Raw genomic sequence first — 18874 nt, 5'->3', positions numbered from 1 at the left:
TGAATGTCCTATGACACATTGACATCATTCAAGCAAAGAATGCAATCGGAGTGCTCCATGTCAAGCTGGTAAGAATAACTAGATGTAGCAGAAGTCTTGAGACTCCGATATGAGACCAAAGAATTCTATGAAAATGTAAAGAGACAGTTGAACTCGTTTTTGTCGATGCCTAGGAGAAGTATGGTATCCGATGGACAACCCTAAGATGCCTTAGAGTATTGAATGACATTTTATTGAGTACAACTGGATCTATGCTGGGTCTCCCAAATAGGGAATATTGATCTGCAACCAATAGAAAAATGAAGGCATAATCAATTACTACCTCTAATTTAAGGAACAGATGGTCTCGCGGGACTAACTGTTAGATTATTAGCATCTCCACCTGTTCCCGTTCTTTGATTTGTTTTTTCGTAATCATTGCCATCATCTCATTTGATAGTTGGGAGATACTGTTGATTGTAGCGGAGAGCGGCGACTCCGGAGGGATTAGCGAAAGCTGTGACGAAGAACAGCTTTTGCGAGTAAAAGCGAAGCGTTAGGAGCACGTGTTTTCGAAGACCCTGGACAGAGCAAAGCGAGGGAGATGAGTGCTGCCTTAATTTCAGCAAAGTACGCTAAAATACGGCCAATCGAACTCTTCGTTGTTCGATTGGCTGAGAGCAAGCCCCTCGGAAAGCGTCCGCTCGCAGTGAAAATCAACTTTCCATAGTTAATCCTATTGTAAAAGAAAAAGACTATAGGCAAATCCATGATTTCTGGAGTTTGTCTACAGTCTGCGTCGTCCATATGAAATGGACGACGTTTTTGTATCAAGTCTTTTATGAATTGACAGTCGATTTAATCGGTTTGATCTCTCTTTCTGATCCAGCTACAATGACCGCAGCTGACGCATCTCCGACGATATTAACAGACGTCCGCATCATGTCGAGCACCCGGTCAATACCTGCAATGAGAGCGATTCCTTCAAGTGGCATATTCACGGAGTTCAGAACCATTGCGAGCATAATCATGCCTGCACCTGGTACGCCAGCTGTTCCAATTGATGCGAGAACAGTCGTCAAAACGACAGTTAGCAACTGTAGGAACGTCAGCTGAAGATCGAAAAATTGTGCGATGAATACGACTGCAACCCCTTGATAGATTGCAGTTCCATCCATATTGATAGTAGCTCCAAGCGGCAATACAAAACTCGCGATACGTTTTGGCACGCCTAGATTCTCTGTTGTGTTCTTGATAGTAACAGGAAGTGTCCCTGCACTGCTTGCAGTACTAAATGCAACAAGCGCAGCTGGGAAGATGCCTTTAAAGAACGTAATCGGGCTAAGTTTGCCCATTGTTTTCACAGCAATGGAGTAAACAACAAGTGCATGCACAATACACGCAATGTATACGGCTAGCACTACTTTTAACAAAGGTAGCAAAACGGATAATCCATATTCTCCAACGACCGGCGCCATTAGTCCCAAAATACCAAATGGAGCGACACGCATAATGATCCCTGTAATTTTGTACATGATTTCCGCAAATCCTTCAAAGAAGGACAACACGGGCGCCGCCTTTTCACCAATCATCGTAATGGCAATGCCGATGAACAAGGCAAAGAAAATAATTTGTAGAATGTTCCCCGTAGCAAGTGCCTCAAAAGGATTGGTAGGTACTATGTTCAAGAAGGTATCTATCGCACTTTGCGGTTCTGCGATAGCAGCTTCAGGTATACTACTCTCATCTGTAGAAATGTTGACCCCAGTCCCTGGGTTGATCAAAAACGCTACTGACAAACCAATTATAATTGCGATGGCAGTTGTGGCTAAATAGTACACAATCGTTTTGATACCGATTCGTCCCAGTTGTTTCGGATCTGACATACTCGCAACCCCTACAACTAGAGTTGAAAGAATAAGAGGTGCAATTACAAATTTAATGAGTCGTAAGAACAAATCCCCAAGTGGCTGAAGGAAATCGATTTTACTTCCGAAAATACTTCCTAGAATAATAGCCAAAACAAACGCAACAAAAATTTGTGTGACCAAGTTAAAACGTAATTTCAATTCCATTCCCTCCTCTTCATCATTGGTAATGTACTGTATTCCAAAGTATATGTATACATGCAAACGCTTTCACTCAATACTATAAAAAAACCCCTTCCCAGAGAACCATCTCACGGGAAAGGTTTTCACGTGTGCATTTCTATACATAATAACTTTTCTAGTATAGAAACACAACTACTTTTTTTCTATTCAGTAAACTTATTAGAACCAACGTCCCACGATTGGATAGTTGTATGGCTCATCTTGAAGCGTTTTTATAATCGCGATAATCGGAATGACAATTGTCATGATGATGAAACCAATCAGGAACGGTATTCCAATTAGGATAAACGAAAAGATCGTTGACACAACGATTAATGCTCCCATGACTAATTGGAACAAAAGCGCTTGAATCGACAACCGTTTTATTTGTTCATCCAACTCCACAAAAAACGTCAAGATGTAAATCGCAACTGGCACCAAAAATGGTGCAAAGAATGCGCTGGCATGTATGAGAATCTTTAATCCTTTTGTTTCCACAAGTTTCCATCCCTTCATTCGATCTTAGTAATTTTACGAATGAAGCATAGAAAAGATTCATTTTATTTTGCTCCGAATGAGGCAGGCATGACAACTGCCACAACTTCTCCAGTTACACATAACTCACTTCCCGCAAAAACTTCAACGGCTACCTTGAATTTCTTTGGATGTATTTCTTCAATAGTGCCAACCGCTTTCAAAGTAGTTCCTTCTGGAGTCGGTTTAACATAATTCACTGATAAGGAAGCTGTGACAAACCTCGGTGGAAATTCCTCGTTATCAGGTTCAAATCCATTTTTTCGATGAAGAGCTAGTGAAGCGGATCCGGTTCCATGACAATCTATCAACGAGGCGATAATTCCACCATAAACGAAACCTGGAATCGCTTTGTGATCAGAGTCTGGCATATAATATGTAACCGTTTGGTCCCCTTCCCAAGTGGTTCTGAATTGGTGACCTTCTTTGTTTAACCGACCACATCCATAACACCACGAAAAGTCATCCGGATAACGATCCTGAATCGCATGCTCAACTTTTTGTACCATTTGAATTCCTCCTTCACCATTTGCCTATCAGTATATCATAACAATTCTGTGAATTATTCAATTGACTCATACATATACTAGCGTCGGAATATAATACCACCTGATCATGAGCATGCGTATACTACACTAACGAACGATACAAGGAGGCTGATTCTATGAAATTACGCGCGTTTCTACTAGTTTTTCTACTCGTCGGAGGAGCTTATGCCATGGTCCATTCCATTAACGAATTCTCATCAAAGAAATTCTCAGAAGTGCTGCAGTTGCCTGAAGAACATGTGGTTCAACTTATTTTTACAAAACCTTCTACTACAGGCATGACACCGCCCGCATGGGTTTCATCAGACAAAGAACAGATTGCCAATCTGTTAGAGTTTCTAAGTAGTTATGAATTAAAGAAAAAAGATTCACAAGAACTCCTAGATGAGTTGAATTTCAATCAATTCACAATTAGTATCGAAGATCACGACGAAAACCTTGTAACAATAATGGTGGAAGACAGTTTGATTGTCACTCAAAATGGAGAGCAATATACACTACTTGACGGGCCATTAGATACTGACTGGATGGTAGATTTCATTCTCTCGAGCCATTCTCCATCTTAATTTCCACGCGCTTTAATCTTTGTACATTTCAGTCTATTTGTTTTATACTAAAATTAGTTCAGAATTCGAAATAAGGGAGAGAGTTCATTGGTTAAACAATTACCGCTAAGATCAGAAGTACCTCAAGAAGAAACGTGGAATTTGAAAGATCTATTCCCTTCGGAGGCTGCCTATTCCGAAGCTCTAGGAACATTGCAAACTGACGTTACAGCATTCGCAAAACAGTTCCAAGCAAATATCCAAACAGCTGAAGATGTAGTAGCTGTACTGAAACAATTTGAAGCAATTTACATGCAGATTATTCCACTTGGTACGTACACAAGCTTAGCAGTGAGTGTTGACCAGACAAATGACGAAGCACAAATGCGTGATAGCCATTTCGGTTCGGTTTCAGCTAAAGTAGGAAGCCAACTCTCTTTTGTTACGAGCGAATTGCTAGAGCTGTCTGAAGACGTATTACAGCAAGCAATGGAGCAATCAGAAGAATATAGCCATTATCTGAAAGAATTGATCCGTGAGAAGCAGTATCGCCTTCACCCGGAAGTCGAGAAGGCGCTCGCTGCTTATTCTTCTGCTTTCGATGCACCATATGGCTTGTATAACACGACTAAAATGGTCGATATGGATTTTCCCGATTTCGTTGTAGATGGAAATTCATATCCGCTCAGCTATGTCTCATTTGAAGGTGGTTGGGAGTCCGAGCCGGATACGAAAAAACGCCGTGCTGCGTTCGAAGCGTTTTCTGCAAAACTACGTGACTATCAGCATACAACTGCTAAAACGTATGATTCTCACTTGCAACTCGAGAAAATCACTTCCGATTTACGTGGCTATGAGAGTATTACAGACTACTTATTATTCAATCAGGAAGTCGATCAGTCGATGTATCATCGCCAAATCGATTTGATCACCAAAGAATTGGCTCCACACATGCGTAAGTATGCAAACCTTCTAAAAGATGTGCATGGACTCGACAAAATGACGTTCGCAGATTTAAAAATTCCTCTGGATGCAACGTACGAGCCGACAATCACTGTAGAAGAATCCAAAAAATACATTAACGAAGCTCTTGCCATCATGGGGCCAGACTATTTAGATATGGTGAAACGTTCATATGATGAGCGATGGACGGATTTCGCACAGAACAAAGGCAAGTCGACAGGCGCTTTTTGTTCCAGTCCTTATGGCACTCACCCGTATATCCTGATTTCTTGGACAGGTAGCATGGAAGACGTATTCGTCCTTGCTCACGAACTTGGACACGCTGGGCATTTCTACAACGCTCATAAGAACCAGAACGTGTTCAACTCACGTCCATCTACCTACTTCATCGAAGCTCCATCGACGATGAATGAAATGCTCGTAGCAAACCATCTTCTTTCAAATTCAGAAGATCTGAAGTTCAAACGTTGGGTCATTTCTTCTATTATTTCACGTACGTACTATCACAACTTTGTAACTCATTTACTAGAAGCTGCTTATCAGCGAAAAGTGTATGAAAAAATCGATGCAGGTGGCAGCGTCAATGCAACCATTTTAAACGAGCTAAAGCGTGGCGTTCTAGAAGAATTCTGGGGAGATACTGTAGAAATCAATGAAGGCGCAGAGCTTACGTGGATGCGTCAACCGCACTACTATATGGGTCTGTATCCATATACGTACAGTGCAGGGCTTACGATTTCAACAGAAATGGCAAAACGCGTGCTGAATGAAGGTCAGCCAGCAGTAGATGATTGGTTGAAAGTATTACAAGCAGGTGGAACACAAACACCAGCTGAACTTTCAAAAATGGCGGGCGTCGACATTACCACTGACGAACCGTTACGCAATACGATTGCTTATATTGGTGATCTTATTGACCAGCTCGTTCAGCTGACAGAGGAAATTAACGCCGAAGCACAACCTACTAAGTAATCAATAATTTAACAAACAAGCAAAAGAGCAGCGGTTAGATGGCCACTGCTCTTTTGCTTGTTTTTTCTTTGCGATATCTTCCTGTTTTGATATACATCTGAGACACCGTTTAGAGTTGTTTCTTTATATTTGTTGTAAAAGTTCTCTTATTGGGTAAACGCATCCCTATGTTAAAAACAGCTACTAATTACAGCCATAAGAATGTACCACTACTGCCATAGTTTTCACCAGCAATTGTCACGGATTTTACCACTCGTTGCCAATGGGGTTACCAGTGGTGTAACGTCAAGAATGTGGAGATATAAAATGTTAAGGACTTGGGAAGATAAAAGCCTAACTCCACGTACCTTGAACGAGGAATTAGGCGTTTGATCTTACACAAACGCACCCGTTTGCATCCTTAGTTATTTAATATTCAAAAGCTCTCTTGACCTCTTCCCACTTAGATCCGGTTTTATCTTCCTTTTTCCAAACTTCGCCCGTAATTGTGTCATACATGTATATAACTCCATCTTGGACGATCATTCTCTGTGAGTCATCAACTGGCGTGTCCTGTTGATTAATACTTTCAGCAACCTCACTGAGACCGCTCGAAATAAATCCACCCGCAAGCAAGACACTAATGCCTAAAAAAATAAAAACGCCATTCTTTATTTTGTCCAATTTTATTCACTCCCTTGACTCAAACAGAATACGTACACTGTAAGGTTAATTTCATCACCATCTTATACTGTAAAATGGCCCGATTGCGATGTAGACGCAACCTCTTATAAAGCAATCGCACCCGAGTGCTATATAGTCTATTCTCCCAACTCAGATAACCATTTACGAAGTTTTGCTTTAGGATAATAAATTTTATTATTTATAAGGACGTGTGGTATGTCTGGATATTCTTGAATTAAGCTTTTCGCATCTTCTTTAGAAATCCCTATAAAGTAATGAACATTATTTTCCTTTATCAATTCGTGTTCATTGTCATCATCTTCAAAGAGTTCACTAAGACTGTCTTTAGCATCAGGATTTTTAAAGTTTTTAAGCCCATTGCCTATAAAATACCCTGCAGCGGCAATTCCTATAGCAATCCAGATTAAATCAAACCCCATACTGACATCCCTCCTGATTTTCTACATATTTTATTCGATTATTTTGCCCTATTGTTGAACGGTTGTGTTCCATAAACGCCCCCGATTAACGAACTGAATCAGTTACCCACCAAACTGATATCCAAAAATTGTGATCAAGTAAAATGTAAGTTCGATTACACCTAGAACAAGTACAACTAACGGTATGATTTTCTTATTTCCTTTTTCTTTTACAAGTCCTATTAAGCCAAAAATAAAGAATATAGGTGCTGTTATTATCGTTGAATGCAGAAGCACAAGTATAACGAGAAAACCACCTGTGAAGTACAGAACAACTAGTGAAATTACTTGAATCACAAAGAATATTAGCATCGCTAAAGAAACTTTACCCATGGCTGTTCTTGGCAAAATATCACTCCTCGTAATTTAAATGGCCCTATTGCTGAAAAGGGCGCAAATTCTTCTTCAAGAATTGCCCCCGATTATTGAAGAATGATACTTAAAATTATTTGTAGAATCGCTGCAATAACTAATATCCACATAATTTCTATTCGTATAAATGAATTATATGGATTGCGTTTTTTTGTAACTGCTATATCTTGTGCAACTTTTAAATTGATTGGTAAAAAGTATAAAGAAAAAATTATAGCTACTGAAAATGAAATACATAAATTAACGAGGAATTGACTAGTTGTTAGACTTGCCACAGCACTACCAATTATAAATACTGGGACACCAACCCAAATAAAAAAGGTTACAACTAACAAAACCGCTGCCATTATGACGAGCATAAATTCTCTCTTAAGCACATTTAAATAACTGTTATAGTTATAACTCACGTCATCCCTCCTAGAACTCCTTCAGTAAACTGGTCCGATTGCGATATAGACGAAATCGCTTATAAAGCAATGGCATCCGATTCCAGAACTATCATTTAGCCACTATCAGCTTGCTGATGAACTCGTCAAAAGTGTCAGCAAGTACATGAAAGTTGTTCCCATCACCATTATCTGGCTCTACGTAGACTACATTTGGAATTTCACGATTTTCATAGTTAAATCCGACCCATGCGTGGCCGCTTCCAGAGAATAGGACAAGCTCTTCGGGAAGTTCCCATTCCCCTATGAAATAATCACTTAACATCAAACCTTCTTCATTTGCCCCCATGATTTCTTCTACCACTATGAACTGATCTCCGCTCTCAATAGAAAATTCTACGGGAAAAACTTGATGCGTGTCTTTGACAAATCCTCCATTTGCAATCTTCAATAATTGTAAGAAATCAGTCGGTAATTTTCTTCCAAGAGTTTGTTCGACACGTGTGATTTCTTCGTCTGTTGCTGGTTTGTTCATTGTTTCGTTTCGTAAAATGTGTTGCATAGTATTGCTCCTCTATAAATTTATTTGGTCCGATTGAGGCACAGTCCTTATGCAACTAATGCCCCCTATTACTAAACTGAAGACTTTAACTATCTCTGCGTTTTTTATCTCCTATATACGTCCACAAATGGTATGTTACCCAAAACAAGATTGCATTTAACAGTAAAAGTATGAGAACCATAATAGGATTCTCTACAAAATAATTAGATGCAAAGACAGAAATACCTATAAAGATAACTATGAATGGGGGGAGAAGAATCCAATACCGTTTATCTTTAAAAGTTTGAAAACTAAACATACAATTCCCCTCCAGTCCGTGATATGTCTTGTTTATCCAAAAAAGTGACCCTTATTGTAACTCGGGGACAATTCCTATAATGGAATCGCACCCGTTAGTGGAAGAAATCATCTCTTAAAACTAATCAATTTATATTTAAATAATATCGTAATTCCGAAGTTCAATACAAAATGAACAAAAATCGGGACTAAAATATTGTTAGTTTTAAAATAGATCCACCCAAAAACTAAGCTTGGAATACAGATATTCAATAACATGATTGGCTTTTTAAAATATTGAAAATGAAAGGCAATAAACAATAAAGCCGTTAATAGAATCGCAACCCATGGATGACCTGTAAATATCAAAAGTAGGTTTTGAATAATGCCTCTAAATAACGTTTCTTCAAATAATACAGCTACAAACATAAAAATGAAAACATCTGGCAATCTGTCATTTTGGTATGTTTTATTGGTGTCGTCAATGTAGTCCTGGGGAATAGTTAAAGTTAAAATGACTCCAAACAATAATAAACCAACAGAAGCAACCCCTGAAATTATTAAAGATTCTATTGGATTATCAAAAGAAAGTAAATTTGGGATTGCGAGTACATCGTAAACTACTAAAGCATAGATTACAGTAAAACAAATCAATGTAAGCGAAGAAAATGGGAAAATCGCGTTTTTTAATTTGAAATCGTGCTTTATATTTTTTGTTTTATCCTTTGCATAATCCATATATGACTTCCCTATCTAATAATTTTAATGTAATTTTTTTATTGTTTAACTCGTCTAGATGGCCCGATTGCGGCATAAAGACTTTATTACGAATTAGCCATGTTTGTATAGAAAGTATAACATTCCCATTTCTGAAAAGTATATTTATTATCCAGAAGCTAGGGAGTGGTAAAGGTATTGTCACTCAATGGTACAATCTATATCACTTGGTGGTAAAAAAACATGTCACGAGTGGTACATTTCATTGGCTGTAATCAGCTACTAGTAGAGTCCAGTACCAGCTAATTGTAGCAATGTCTGAACTATGTACTTTCTACCGAGCTCATCATTACCAAAGTTTTTTTCATTGTAGATATATCCTCTCTCTCTAAAAAAGGTATACCAGTTACCTTCTTCCTCAAAATAATGGAAGCCTTCATCCAAAGAATATCTACCTGTAGATTCACTCTGTGGGATACCATGGATTAAAGTATACTCATAGACGTCTTCCTCACTAACTGTAAAAATTTCAGAGTATTTATGATACCTAGTGTTTCACAAGCAAAATCAAGTGCATTTCCATAAAGAAGTATCTTTATCTGTGTTTCTTTGTCTGCCAAAACTATCAGCTCTTCATTGGACCTTTATGCACTAATCTTGCTTAACCAATTCTTGATCTATAATAGCACTCACCAAGTTAAACTATTTAACTTTTACCATTAAATTTGTTAAACGCGGACTCCATCCAAGCTGTAGAAGAACTACAGAAATCATGGAGGGGTGCCTACCGTCTTGTTTCTTTTATTATAAAATTAATTGAATTTCGCTACGTGAGGACGTTTTGCGAGGGGCATGCTTTTCGCTACAATCAACAGTCCCTCCCAACTATCAAATGAGCTGATGGAAATGATGACGAAGAATCAGAATAACAAAAGGGATAGAATTCAAGTTGATTCTCATCCCTTTTGTAGTCTGTCATCATGAACTTTTTTCAATGAAAAATTCATGTTCTTTATCTACTCCTATAACTAATTGTTTATCAAGAAATATTTTCATTGGAAATAATTTAGATTTCTTTTCTGAGAACAACCATCTTCTATCCATGCTAGTTAAAATAATAAAAACGCCATTATTATTATCTTGCATAAAGTTTAAAGATGAATTAGTAACTGGATCATTATCACTGTCAAAAATGTCAATTTCCTTAAATTGCTCACCGACCATTGGTGCATCTTTTACGATTAAACCAATTTCACTGATATTTATAATACTATTTACTGTAAATGGCGATTCGCTACTTGGATTCTCATTATATCGAGCAATGAGTTCGACTATATTTCCTGCTGGATCTTCAAAATAGCAAGCATGTGCTGGCCAAAATGAAAAATCTGCCTCGTCTTCTCCATCTTCTAACAAAAGGGTTGTTTTTCCTTTCAACCATTCCTTCGCTTCCTGAAATTGATTGGCAGGAATATTAAATGCAAAATGATAATATGGTTCCCCTACCACTTTTTCATTAGTAAATTCTAAAACACTTGTTCCTACTCGAATTTGAAATCCATTTGGATTCTCACCGCAAATTTTAAATCCTAAATGTTGCGTATAAAATTCTTTCAACATTTCTAATTTAGTTGTTTGTAAAGTCAGTACTTTTATTTCCATATCAATATCCCCTTTTATGTCTGTCCTTGTATGAAGTAATTCAACTCTCTATTTAACTTTCATTGTAATAAGATTAAAAATACTTAAAAATAATTCCAAAATAAAACGGCATGATTGAACAACAAGAAGAGGTAAATATCTACTAACAAATTGAAATCACTTGATATTAGCTTTTTCTTTTTTCTAGGAAATAGTATACACAATTGCAATCAAAATCGACAAGGTTACAAACATAAAGTAAGTATTTATATTAAAATACTGGTTGTTCACATGAATACTCAGCCCTGTAGTAATGCTTTGTAGATATTCCGCATCTACAACACCATCTTTTTTTAGTAATGCATCCTTAATGACTTGGCGATATTCAATAAATGCATTTCTTTGATATATAAAGGCAGCAGATAAATGAACGAGAATAGCTAATATGCTGATGATAAATGCAGTGTTGCCAAACGGATGCACATGAAAAATCTGAATCCATAGGAATACCATAAAGACAAACACTGGAATTAGCATAAATGCTATTAACAATGCCGGATTACCGTTTCCAGATGATGTTCCTGGATTCGGAGTCATTTGGTTTCCTAGCAGAAAGACTCCCAACAATAACAAACTAACAACGAATAGAGTAATCTTTGCAATTTTCACTGGACACCCCTTCTTTTTTCTTTATGCTACTCTACTAATTTGTCTGATTGGAGTGAAGTTCCGGTGCCCTATTGCTTAATCATGGATGTTTCTGCTTGTTGGTACGATGAAGTGAGAGCTAATGCCTAATAGTCCACCACCAATAACCGCCATTAAAGTTCCAGTTATTATCCATCCAGTAGACAAAAGAGTCGCCACAAACATACCCACCATAAATAACACTAAGCCTATGGAAAATAATAAAATGCCTTTTTTCATAGTCCCACCTCAAGTTATATTTTGTAGTTTGGTTTGATTATCTTTGCACCGGAGCGCACCCTTATTGATTAGTCGCGCCCATTACTTGAATTAAATTTTAAACGTTTGAATTAAGCATAACTCCCCATCAATTAAGTCTCGTCTTTCGTCAGTTTCAATATTTAATCCAGTATAAACCTTTTTCCAAAATGCAACTGCACGTTTATTTTCAACAACCTGTATTATAAAATATTGCCCCGGTTTCTTTTCAAATATCTTTTGAGCAGCTTGCACAGCTAATCCCTTTCCTTTGTATTGATTAAGTATAAAAAAATCGTTTATTCCATAATCATTGCTTTTTTTCAAAAATGGGCGTTCTAGTAGCAATATAAAACCAATATTTTTTTCATTCAAAGTTATAAAATAGGGTGATAATCCATCTACTCTCCAAAAATCATCCATTTCTTCATATTGAAAAACACCGTCTTCACTTAAATTTAAATCTTCAGTGAAATTAGAAAGCTCGTGAAGATACAATGAATAAAGGTTCCGCAAAATAGATTTTTCTGTTTCTAAAACTTCTTTGAGTATAATAGTCAACTTATAATACCCCTTCTCTTTATACCAATTTCATCAATAAGCTGCTTCTCAACTCTGTCTAATAACCCGATAAGACTTACTCCACAATCTATTCGCCCGTTTCAAGCACAAACCTTATACCGTAAATGCCCAGTTAGTTTCAAAGAGTGCATACTTTATTCGATAAAAGGCAATAATATAGTGAATAAGATAAAGTAGTAATGAAGTGTTTTGAAGAAAATGAAAAAGACGATAATCGTTTTTATCTTATCCCTGGTTCTTATTTTATCCCTAGTTCTTATAACTTCTAATCAAACAACAATCGTTTCATCGGCTGAACCAACTCAAGACACCGAAGAGCTTAGGCTACAGGATATGCTCATGGTTATGCTTACTCCTTATATTTTAAAGGACTTAAATACCTATTATTATCCAAAGATTGTAAAGGCTTTTCCACCTCATGTAGCTCCTTGGGATATTGAAGTGATAGAAACAAAAAGAGTTAATGGCTTTCGTGGCTTTCAATTGCAAATTACTTTTGAAATTGAGCCTACCGATGGCGGACACTGGATTCCAATCGGGAAAGACCGAATAACCTATGAGATCTCTTCGGGACCTACAGTTAAATTGATAAATCATAAGCATCTGAAGACGTATGAATATCCTTCCGAATCGTAAATAGGCTTCCACTAATTGGCCCTTTTCTTGTACAAAACTGTACAAGAAAAGGCCTCTTTAGTTTAGAGTTTGTTCTTTAACTATTTCTATTTATAATGGGTTCTTTTAACATCAGAGAACGCTATTGTTCCGCAGATAACCACTCCTAATCCTAGGAGCCCTACCAGTATCCAGCTATTCCCCCAGTTTATAACCAAACAATATAGACAAACTATGGCTGTAACTAAAGCACCGTATTTCTCTCGCCATTTACCTGATTTTGAACGTTCTTTTTTATTCAAGTAAACTTAGCCCCTCTCTAAATATATATACCATTTTGTTGTTAAATGTCCCTTTTGCGACATGATCGTGTTACAAAAATGCCGTCTTTTATTGAACTTTATTTCGCTGCCCAGACTACAAGTCCGATTAAGAATATAATCATAACTACAGCGACGATCATAGTTCCTACAGTACCAAAATGAATAATGGGACTGTCAATATTACCATTAAGATAAATCATAATAAATGATATAGCAGAAAATAATAGCGTCATTCCAAGTAATAAAATTACACGCCCTGTAACTGAATGACCAGGGATTGCAGTATACTTAATGTACACAAAAGCGAATAGAATAAACATAACACTAATCACAATACGACTGACAATTTCCAAAATAGTATAAGAAAGATTTAGGCCCATTATAATTATATCTGGGAAAATCATAAAAGATAATGATCCAAAAATGATTAGACATATATATTTGAACCAGTTCTTGTTATCAGTAGTCAATTCCCCAGAAACCATTTCCATATATTCACCTGGGGACCGTCCAACAATTCGCTCAATAGGCTTTCCATTTCGTTCTGCTTCATATAAATGATTTTCTAAACCGTTTATTATTTCATTCACATCATCTAAACTTTTTCTACTTGTAATTAAGTACACTCGTAAATCTTCTAAAAATCTTTTACTTTTTCTAGAAAGCTCTAACTCACTATTCATTCATATCATCTCCTTCTATATCTGATTTCGAAGGCAAAACTCTGTTTACATTGGTTTGTAGGGTATTCCATCGAACAATAAATTTTTCCAATTCTATTTCTCCCTTGGGAGTTAGAGAATAGTATTTTCTTTTAGGACCTGCGGTAGACTTTTTTAATGTCGATGTAACAAGTTCTTCCTTTTGCATACGCAATAACAATGGATAAATAGTACCTTCACTAAAAGAGTCGAATCCGAAGCCCTCTAGTTTTTCTGCCAATTCGTACCCATAAACTTCTCCATTTTGAATAATAGCCAATAAGCACCCATCAATGATCCCCTTTAACATTTGCGTCAATGACAAACGATTTCCCCTCACTTTTGCCTTGTATAACAAGTTTCATGATTACTAATACATTGTAAAACAAGTTAGTGAATTCATAATAATACATAGTAACTTGTTATGCAAGACATTAGGGGGGCTGAAGAAAAAGTCCATATTTAATGGCAGCACTTAGGCAGTAACCGCGCCATAATCTCGAACAACACTGTACAATTAAAGCCCCCGGCTGTTTAAATACAGTCTTTCATTAAAATGAATTACTTCGTCCCCAAAATCCATTTTACGTATAAACAGAAAAAGACCATACGATTAAAAAGATGCTTACTATTCCCCAAAGAACGGACCCCCATATCCACCATACAACGGGTTTAGGCGATATCTGTTTGCCTTCCGTACTGTCCTTGTTTTCGATTGCTAAAGCAACTCTTTCCTCCATGCTTTTTTTAAATGAAATAAGGACAAAAAATCCTGCTACAATAAAACCAACCGTCATCCAAAGTAACAAATTCATTTTAATACCCCATTTCTTATACGTTACTTTCTACTCCAGCTCTCCCAAAATTATATTGAAATTGAACCTTAGTCTTTTATTTCGTTAAATTGCCTAGATTACTGAAAAAGGGTGCAATTCTTCTTCAAGAAATGCACCCTCTAGTTTAAGTATACTATTTCGCCAACTTTATTGTTGTAAAACAAGACCTTCACCCGAAGTGTCGTACTCGTTCTCTAAAATATTCATCTATTTGTTATCAGAAAACGCCTGCGCGATCACTGTTGCAGCCTTTGCGATGAGTTCATCATTAAAGCTGGCATCCTCTTCATTGCGACTTGACATGATCGCAATAATAATCGGTTCTCGATTTGGGGGCCACACGATCGCTATATCATTTCGAGTTCCATAGCCACCAGCCCCACTCTTATCTCCAACCTCCCAACCTTCTGGAACACCAGCTCGAATGAGGGAGTCACCTGTAGTACTTCCTTTTAGCCAATTTGTGAAAATCTCCCTTTTATCAGCAGGAAGGTACTCACTGATTCCAAATACTTCAAGGGATGTTGCAAGTGCTTTAGGGGTACTTGTATCCCGTGAATCCCCTGGAATAGCTTCGTTTAAATCTGGTTCAATACGTTCAGCCATCGTGACAGTATCGCCACTTTCTCGTAACGCTTTTTCAAATCCATCGGGTCCGCCTAATTCTTTAAACAGAAGATTTCCTGCTGTATTATCACTAAACTGTATCGCTGCTTCAGCTATCTTTCCTAGACTCATCCCTTCGTTCACAAAGTCTTCTGTAATCGGAGAATAGGCAACAATATCTTCATTGGTGAATGTCCTTATTTCCTCAAGCACTGCTATCGGATTTTGTTTTAATAAAATAGCTGTAGCTAAGGCCTTGGATGTAGATGTGTACGCAAATCGTTCATCCTCACGAAATTCCGCGGTTTCTTTTGTTCCTGTGTCAATGGCATAGACTCCAAGCCTCGCGTCATATTCCTTCTCAAGTTGTTCAAATTTCTTCATCATGGTTTCTTTTGCGGTATTACTTTCTGAAGTTTGGTTGGTTACCTCCGTCTGTTCAGTTTCTGATTGTTGTACAACCTGTTTTTTCTCTTCCGAGCAGCCTGCAACCATAAGAACTAAGACTGTTGGTGCTACAATTTGATAAAATCTTTTGTTCATGATGTAAAACCTCCTAATTATTTGATTAGACTCTTATGTATGAATTGAAAAAACAGCCTTATTCAAGGAATTTCAATAGATTACATTTGTAGTCCGATTACATCTGTAGTATAGTATTACATGCGTAATCAAATAAAGTCAAATCTTTATTTTTTATCCTTCAAGCAAACATAGTTATGCTATATACCCAATTGTTAAAATTTAAAAATCAAGAGAATTGGTGTTGAAAGATATGTTTTTAACTCATTTTATAATAGGTCTATTGGTGTCTTCATTTTCCGTTTTCGTAATTCTATTTATACGAAAATGGTTTGGAAAACAACTAACAGCAAAATGGACCTATAATTTGTGGATGTTTCTTTTTGTCGCTTTGTCCCTTCCATTCATACCTACTGATTTATTTAATTTTAGTTCTCCCTTTAGCGATTGGAATACATATCAGACTAATGCGCCCAGCTCTAATTCAGAAATAACTGGAACAGGCATGACGCAAGGCCTACACCTAATACAAGACTTTTCCAGATCGGTTAATCGGCCGGACCTGTCCTTACTAAATACGGGAGTGATGGGTTTATGGATAATAGGAATGTTTTTAGTTAGCTTTACTATAATTCGTGGATGGCTCACACTTAGAAGGATAAAGAATTATTCTTCTGCTATTTCCAATCAAGAAGTTCTCATTCTTTTCGAAGAATGCAAGAAAAGATTAAAAATTAAAAAATCAATAAAGATTGTTATGTCAAAAAAAGTCCAATCCCCAATGATATTCGGACTTTTTCAAACCTATATCGTTTTACCTTCTCAGCATGAAAACTGGCTTAGTTTGAAAAATTACGAGTATATCTTTCTTCATGAACTGAATCACTATAAAAATAAAGATTTGCTAACAAATTACGTGCTATTGTTCTATCAAATCATTTATTGGTTTAATCCCCTTGTCTGGCTTGCTTTTAGAGAAATGAGATTGGATCGAGAAATCGCATGTGATACATCTGTTTTACAGTTATTAGATGATAAATCATTTATTGAATATGGAAATACAATCATTAATTTTTTGGATCTTTCAAAACGCTCAAGTACGCTCCAGATAGTGACACAATTAAACGGTTCGAAACTTCAAATCAAAAAACGAATTGAGCAAATTTCTGCCTATAAGCATTCCGCAAAAAAACCAATAAGAAAAAGCATCTTTATTTATGCATTGGCCAGTATCATTTTGACAACCCAATTATCTTTTGTCTCTGCATTTACAAAGGAAAACGACCGATACTATTTTAATAATGACGAAGCAGTTTATGAGGACTTTCATCAATACTTTAAAGGGTACGAAGGAAGTTTTGTTTTATATGATCAAAACGCACGGCAATATCGAATTTATAATGAAGCGAAAAGTACATTGCGGGTATCACCTGATTCCACATACAAAATCTATAGTGCCTTATTTGCACTAGAATCAAATGTGATATCACCCGAAAAAACCACCCTTTCATGGGATGGAACAAAGCAACCTTACGACGCTTGGAAAATGGACCAGGACATCTCTTCTGCTTTACAAAAATCTGTGAACTGGTATTTCCAAGAATTAGATCGTAGAACAGGATTTGAAACAATACAAGTCAATCTACAAGAAATAAAGTATGGAAATTTCGATGTATCTGGAGGATCTGGTGAGTTCTGGAACGAATCTTCATTAAAAATTTCTCCAGTCGAGCAAGTCCAACTGCTTCAAGCCTTTTATAACAATCAATTCGGATATGAAAAAAGGCATATCCAAACCGTGAAGGAAGCATTACTCTTAGAAAAGAATGAAGAAGCTTGCCTATCAGGAAAAACAGGTACCGGTGCAGTGAATGGAAAAAGCATCAATGGTTGGTTTATCGGGTATGTAGAGACGAAGATCAATACTTATTTCTTTGCTACCAACATCCAAAATGTAGATGATGCATCGGGAAGCAAGGCGGGAAGAATTACTTTATCAATTTTAAAAGATTTAGGAATTTTCAAAGAAAATGGAGGGGAGAAATATGGAGAAAAACATCCCTAGTATATCAGAATCAGAATGGGAAATCATGAACGTACTGTGGGATAAAGCCCCTCAAACGGCGAATGACATCATATTTGCCTTACAGGAGAGTACAGATTGGAAGCCGAAAACCATACGCACTCTTCTCGATCGTTTGGTTCAAAAAGATGTTGTAGGTGTCAACAAAAATCTAAAAGTTTACACCTTTTTCCCGCTTTATACACAGGAAAAATATCAGCGTGCCGAGACCGAATCATTTATTAAGCGCATTTATGGGGGTGCCCTGAAATCCATGCTTGTCCAATTCATTCAGGAAGATACCCTATCTGATGAGGATATCAATGAACTACGCTCTATTTTAAATAAAAAACCTCGCTAGCGTCGCATAAATGTTGTGGGAATGTTCCGTTTTCGTTATTTCTCCTTTTAGGGAAAAAGCGAAAACACCACAATGTTTAACAATCCTGCTTAATCGCCGTTTCGGCCCTATTCTGGCACTATACCTTTTTTATGATGAGTGACTTGATGATAATAATGCATTGTCATTATTCCATTCATAATTTGTTGATTTAAATTCGCAATCCCTAAAATGAGCATTGGTCTTTTGAAGTTTATTTTTATTAAGATTTATGACATGTCCGTAAAAACCCTCTCCTCTACTAGCAATATCTGTAACGTAAACAAGAGATTGCTTTTCCGCTAAATACCTCCCCTTATCCTTTTCAGTCCGCATTTTACATCTTCTAACTATTTTTACTACTGTACCAACGGTTACAGATCCCGTTATATTACATACATCACACATTTATTTTCCATCCTTTCACTTTTTCATAGGTCAGCAACCATTTTTCTAGTTTCAAACATCTCTTCCCACCCTAATTGTACATGATTTCATACACGGATTTTGTCATGTCCATATCTTTGTATCTGTCTAGTTCATCACTTTTTAATTAAACAAAAGTTGGCAATAGGT

Annotated in this window: 23 protein-coding genes and 1 pseudogene; 5 read left to right on the top strand and 19 right to left on the bottom strand. The window is 36.9% G+C overall.

The genetic code is table 11. From position 1 onward, the window contains the following. Window positions 1-220 precede the first annotated feature (220 nt). From RL70_RS18255 to RL70_RS15280, 4 genes and pseudogenes are all read right to left on the bottom strand, one after another. Window positions 221-418, bottom strand: a pseudogene (locus RL70_RS18255) (IS5/IS1182 family transposase); the annotation flags it as partial. Between the two features lie 400 nt (window positions 419-818). Continuing rightward, on the bottom strand, window positions 819-2054 hold the full coding sequence (locus RL70_RS15290; RefSeq protein WP_039044272.1) for a dicarboxylate/amino acid:cation symporter: 1236 nt from the start codon (window positions 2052-2054) through the stop codon (window positions 819-821). Window positions 2055-2249: 195 nt separating this feature from the next. Next, complete coding sequence (locus tag RL70_RS15285) at window positions 2250-2567, bottom strand: DUF4870 domain-containing protein (protein WP_039044271.1); 318 nt, start codon at window positions 2565-2567, stop codon at window positions 2250-2252. 62 nt (window positions 2568-2629) lie between these two features. Next, a complete protein-coding gene (locus RL70_RS15280) occupies window positions 2630-3112 on the bottom strand; it encodes a PaaI family thioesterase (RefSeq protein WP_039044270.1) in 483 nt (160 codons plus the stop codon). Window positions 3113-3267: 155 nt separating this feature from the next. Here RL70_RS15280 and RL70_RS15275 point away from each other — a divergent pair, with 155 nt between their 5' ends. Together RL70_RS15275 and pepF are read left to right on the top strand one after the other, a co-directional pair. Beyond that, entirely contained in the window at window positions 3268-3717 is a 450-nt protein-coding gene (locus RL70_RS15275) for a hypothetical protein (RefSeq protein ID WP_039044269.1), read from the top strand. A gap of 87 nt (window positions 3718-3804) precedes the next feature. Beyond that, complete coding sequence (pepF, locus tag RL70_RS15270) at window positions 3805-5631, top strand: oligoendopeptidase F (RefSeq protein WP_039044268.1); 1827 nt, start codon at window positions 3805-3807, stop codon at window positions 5629-5631. A 408-nt stretch (window positions 5632-6039) separates the two neighbouring features. Here pepF and RL70_RS15265 read toward each other — a convergent pair whose 3' ends face one another. The 10 genes from RL70_RS15265 to RL70_RS15215 form a co-directional block, all read right to left on the bottom strand. After that, complete coding sequence (locus RL70_RS15265) at window positions 6040-6294, bottom strand: hypothetical protein (RefSeq protein WP_039044267.1); 255 nt, start codon at window positions 6292-6294, stop codon at window positions 6040-6042. Between the two features lie 137 nt (window positions 6295-6431). Beyond that, complete coding sequence (locus RL70_RS15260) at window positions 6432-6734, bottom strand: hypothetical protein (RefSeq protein WP_039044266.1); 303 nt, start codon at window positions 6732-6734, stop codon at window positions 6432-6434. A gap of 102 nt (window positions 6735-6836) precedes the next feature. Next, entirely contained in the window at window positions 6837-7121 is a 285-nt protein-coding gene (locus tag RL70_RS15255; protein ID WP_039044265.1) for a hypothetical protein, read from the bottom strand. Between the two features lie 74 nt (window positions 7122-7195). Continuing rightward, window positions 7196-7552 carry a hypothetical protein gene (locus RL70_RS15250; protein WP_039044264.1) on the bottom strand — a complete coding sequence of 119 codons (357 nt, stop codon included), beginning with the start codon at window positions 7550-7552 and terminating at the stop codon, window positions 7196-7198. Window positions 7553-7643: 91 nt separating this feature from the next. Beyond that, on the bottom strand, window positions 7644-8093 hold the full coding sequence (locus RL70_RS15245) for an SMI1/KNR4 family protein (RefSeq protein WP_039044263.1): 450 nt from the start codon (window positions 8091-8093) through the stop codon (window positions 7644-7646). Between the two features lie 405 nt (window positions 8094-8498). Continuing rightward, window positions 8499-9107: a CPBP family intramembrane glutamic endopeptidase gene (locus tag RL70_RS15235; RefSeq protein ID WP_039044261.1), complete on the bottom strand. Its 609-nt coding sequence runs from the start codon at window positions 9105-9107 to the stop codon at window positions 8499-8501. Window positions 9108-10064: 957 nt separating this feature from the next. Continuing rightward, window positions 10065-10748, bottom strand: a complete 684-nt coding sequence (locus RL70_RS15230) for a VOC family protein (RefSeq protein WP_039044260.1) — start codon at window positions 10746-10748, stop codon at window positions 10065-10067. A gap of 183 nt (window positions 10749-10931) precedes the next feature. Then, the gene (locus RL70_RS15225; RefSeq protein ID WP_052246002.1) at window positions 10932-11396 is read right to left on the bottom strand and encodes a hypothetical protein; all 465 of its coding nucleotides are present in this window, start codon (window positions 11394-11396) and stop codon (window positions 10932-10934) included. Window positions 11397-11471: 75 nt separating this feature from the next. After that, on the bottom strand, window positions 11472-11654 hold the full coding sequence (locus RL70_RS15220) for a hypothetical protein (RefSeq protein ID WP_039044259.1): 183 nt from the start codon (window positions 11652-11654) through the stop codon (window positions 11472-11474). A gap of 90 nt (window positions 11655-11744) precedes the next feature. Next, a complete protein-coding gene (locus RL70_RS15215) occupies window positions 11745-12233 on the bottom strand; it encodes a GNAT family N-acetyltransferase (protein WP_039044258.1) in 489 nt (162 codons plus the stop codon). A 219-nt stretch (window positions 12234-12452) separates the two neighbouring features. Here RL70_RS15215 and RL70_RS15210 point away from each other — a divergent pair, with 219 nt between their 5' ends. Beyond that, the gene (locus RL70_RS15210) at window positions 12453-12890 is read left to right on the top strand and encodes a DUF3888 domain-containing protein (RefSeq protein WP_039044257.1); all 438 of its coding nucleotides are present in this window, start codon (window positions 12453-12455) and stop codon (window positions 12888-12890) included. Between the two features lie 379 nt (window positions 12891-13269). Here RL70_RS15210 and RL70_RS15205 read toward each other — a convergent pair whose 3' ends face one another. The 4 genes from RL70_RS15205 to bla form a co-directional block, all read right to left on the bottom strand. Then, window positions 13270-13875, bottom strand: a complete 606-nt coding sequence (locus RL70_RS15205) for a hypothetical protein (protein ID WP_039044256.1) — start codon at window positions 13873-13875, stop codon at window positions 13270-13272. Then, window positions 13868-14218: a PadR family transcriptional regulator gene (locus tag RL70_RS15200; RefSeq protein WP_231567287.1), complete on the bottom strand. Its 351-nt coding sequence runs from the start codon at window positions 14216-14218 to the stop codon at window positions 13868-13870. The genes RL70_RS15205 and RL70_RS15200 overlap by 8 nt, the downstream gene beginning before the upstream one ends. A 259-nt stretch (window positions 14219-14477) precedes the next feature. Then, window positions 14478-14708: a hypothetical protein gene (locus tag RL70_RS15195; RefSeq protein WP_039044255.1), complete on the bottom strand. Its 231-nt coding sequence runs from the start codon at window positions 14706-14708 to the stop codon at window positions 14478-14480. 228 nt (window positions 14709-14936) lie between these two features. Further along, window positions 14937-15878, bottom strand: coding sequence for a class A beta-lactamase (gene bla / locus RL70_RS15190; protein WP_039044254.1), 942 nt, complete (start codon window positions 15876-15878; stop codon window positions 14937-14939). A gap of 232 nt (window positions 15879-16110) precedes the next feature. Between bla and RL70_RS15185 the strand changes: the two genes are divergently transcribed. Further along, window positions 16111-17922: a BlaR1 family beta-lactam sensor/signal transducer gene (locus tag RL70_RS15185; protein ID WP_039044273.1), complete on the top strand. Its 1812-nt coding sequence runs from the start codon at window positions 16111-16113 to the stop codon at window positions 17920-17922. Then, the gene (blaI, locus tag RL70_RS15180) at window positions 17903-18280 is read left to right on the top strand and encodes a penicillinase repressor BlaI (RefSeq protein WP_039044253.1); all 378 of its coding nucleotides are present in this window, start codon (window positions 17903-17905) and stop codon (window positions 18278-18280) included. Before RL70_RS15185 ends, blaI begins: the two co-directional genes overlap by 20 nt. A 129-nt stretch (window positions 18281-18409) precedes the next feature. Here blaI and RL70_RS15175 read toward each other — a convergent pair whose 3' ends face one another. Then, entirely contained in the window at window positions 18410-18634 is a 225-nt protein-coding gene (locus tag RL70_RS15175; RefSeq protein ID WP_156137992.1) for a hypothetical protein, read from the bottom strand. Window positions 18635-18874 lie beyond the last annotated feature (240 nt).

Source organism: Sporosarcina sp. ZBG7A (genome assembly GCF_000813425.1).
GTDB lineage: Bacteria > Bacillota > Bacilli > Bacillales_A > Planococcaceae > Sporosarcina.
This window is presented reverse-complemented; position numbering and strand designations above follow the sequence as displayed.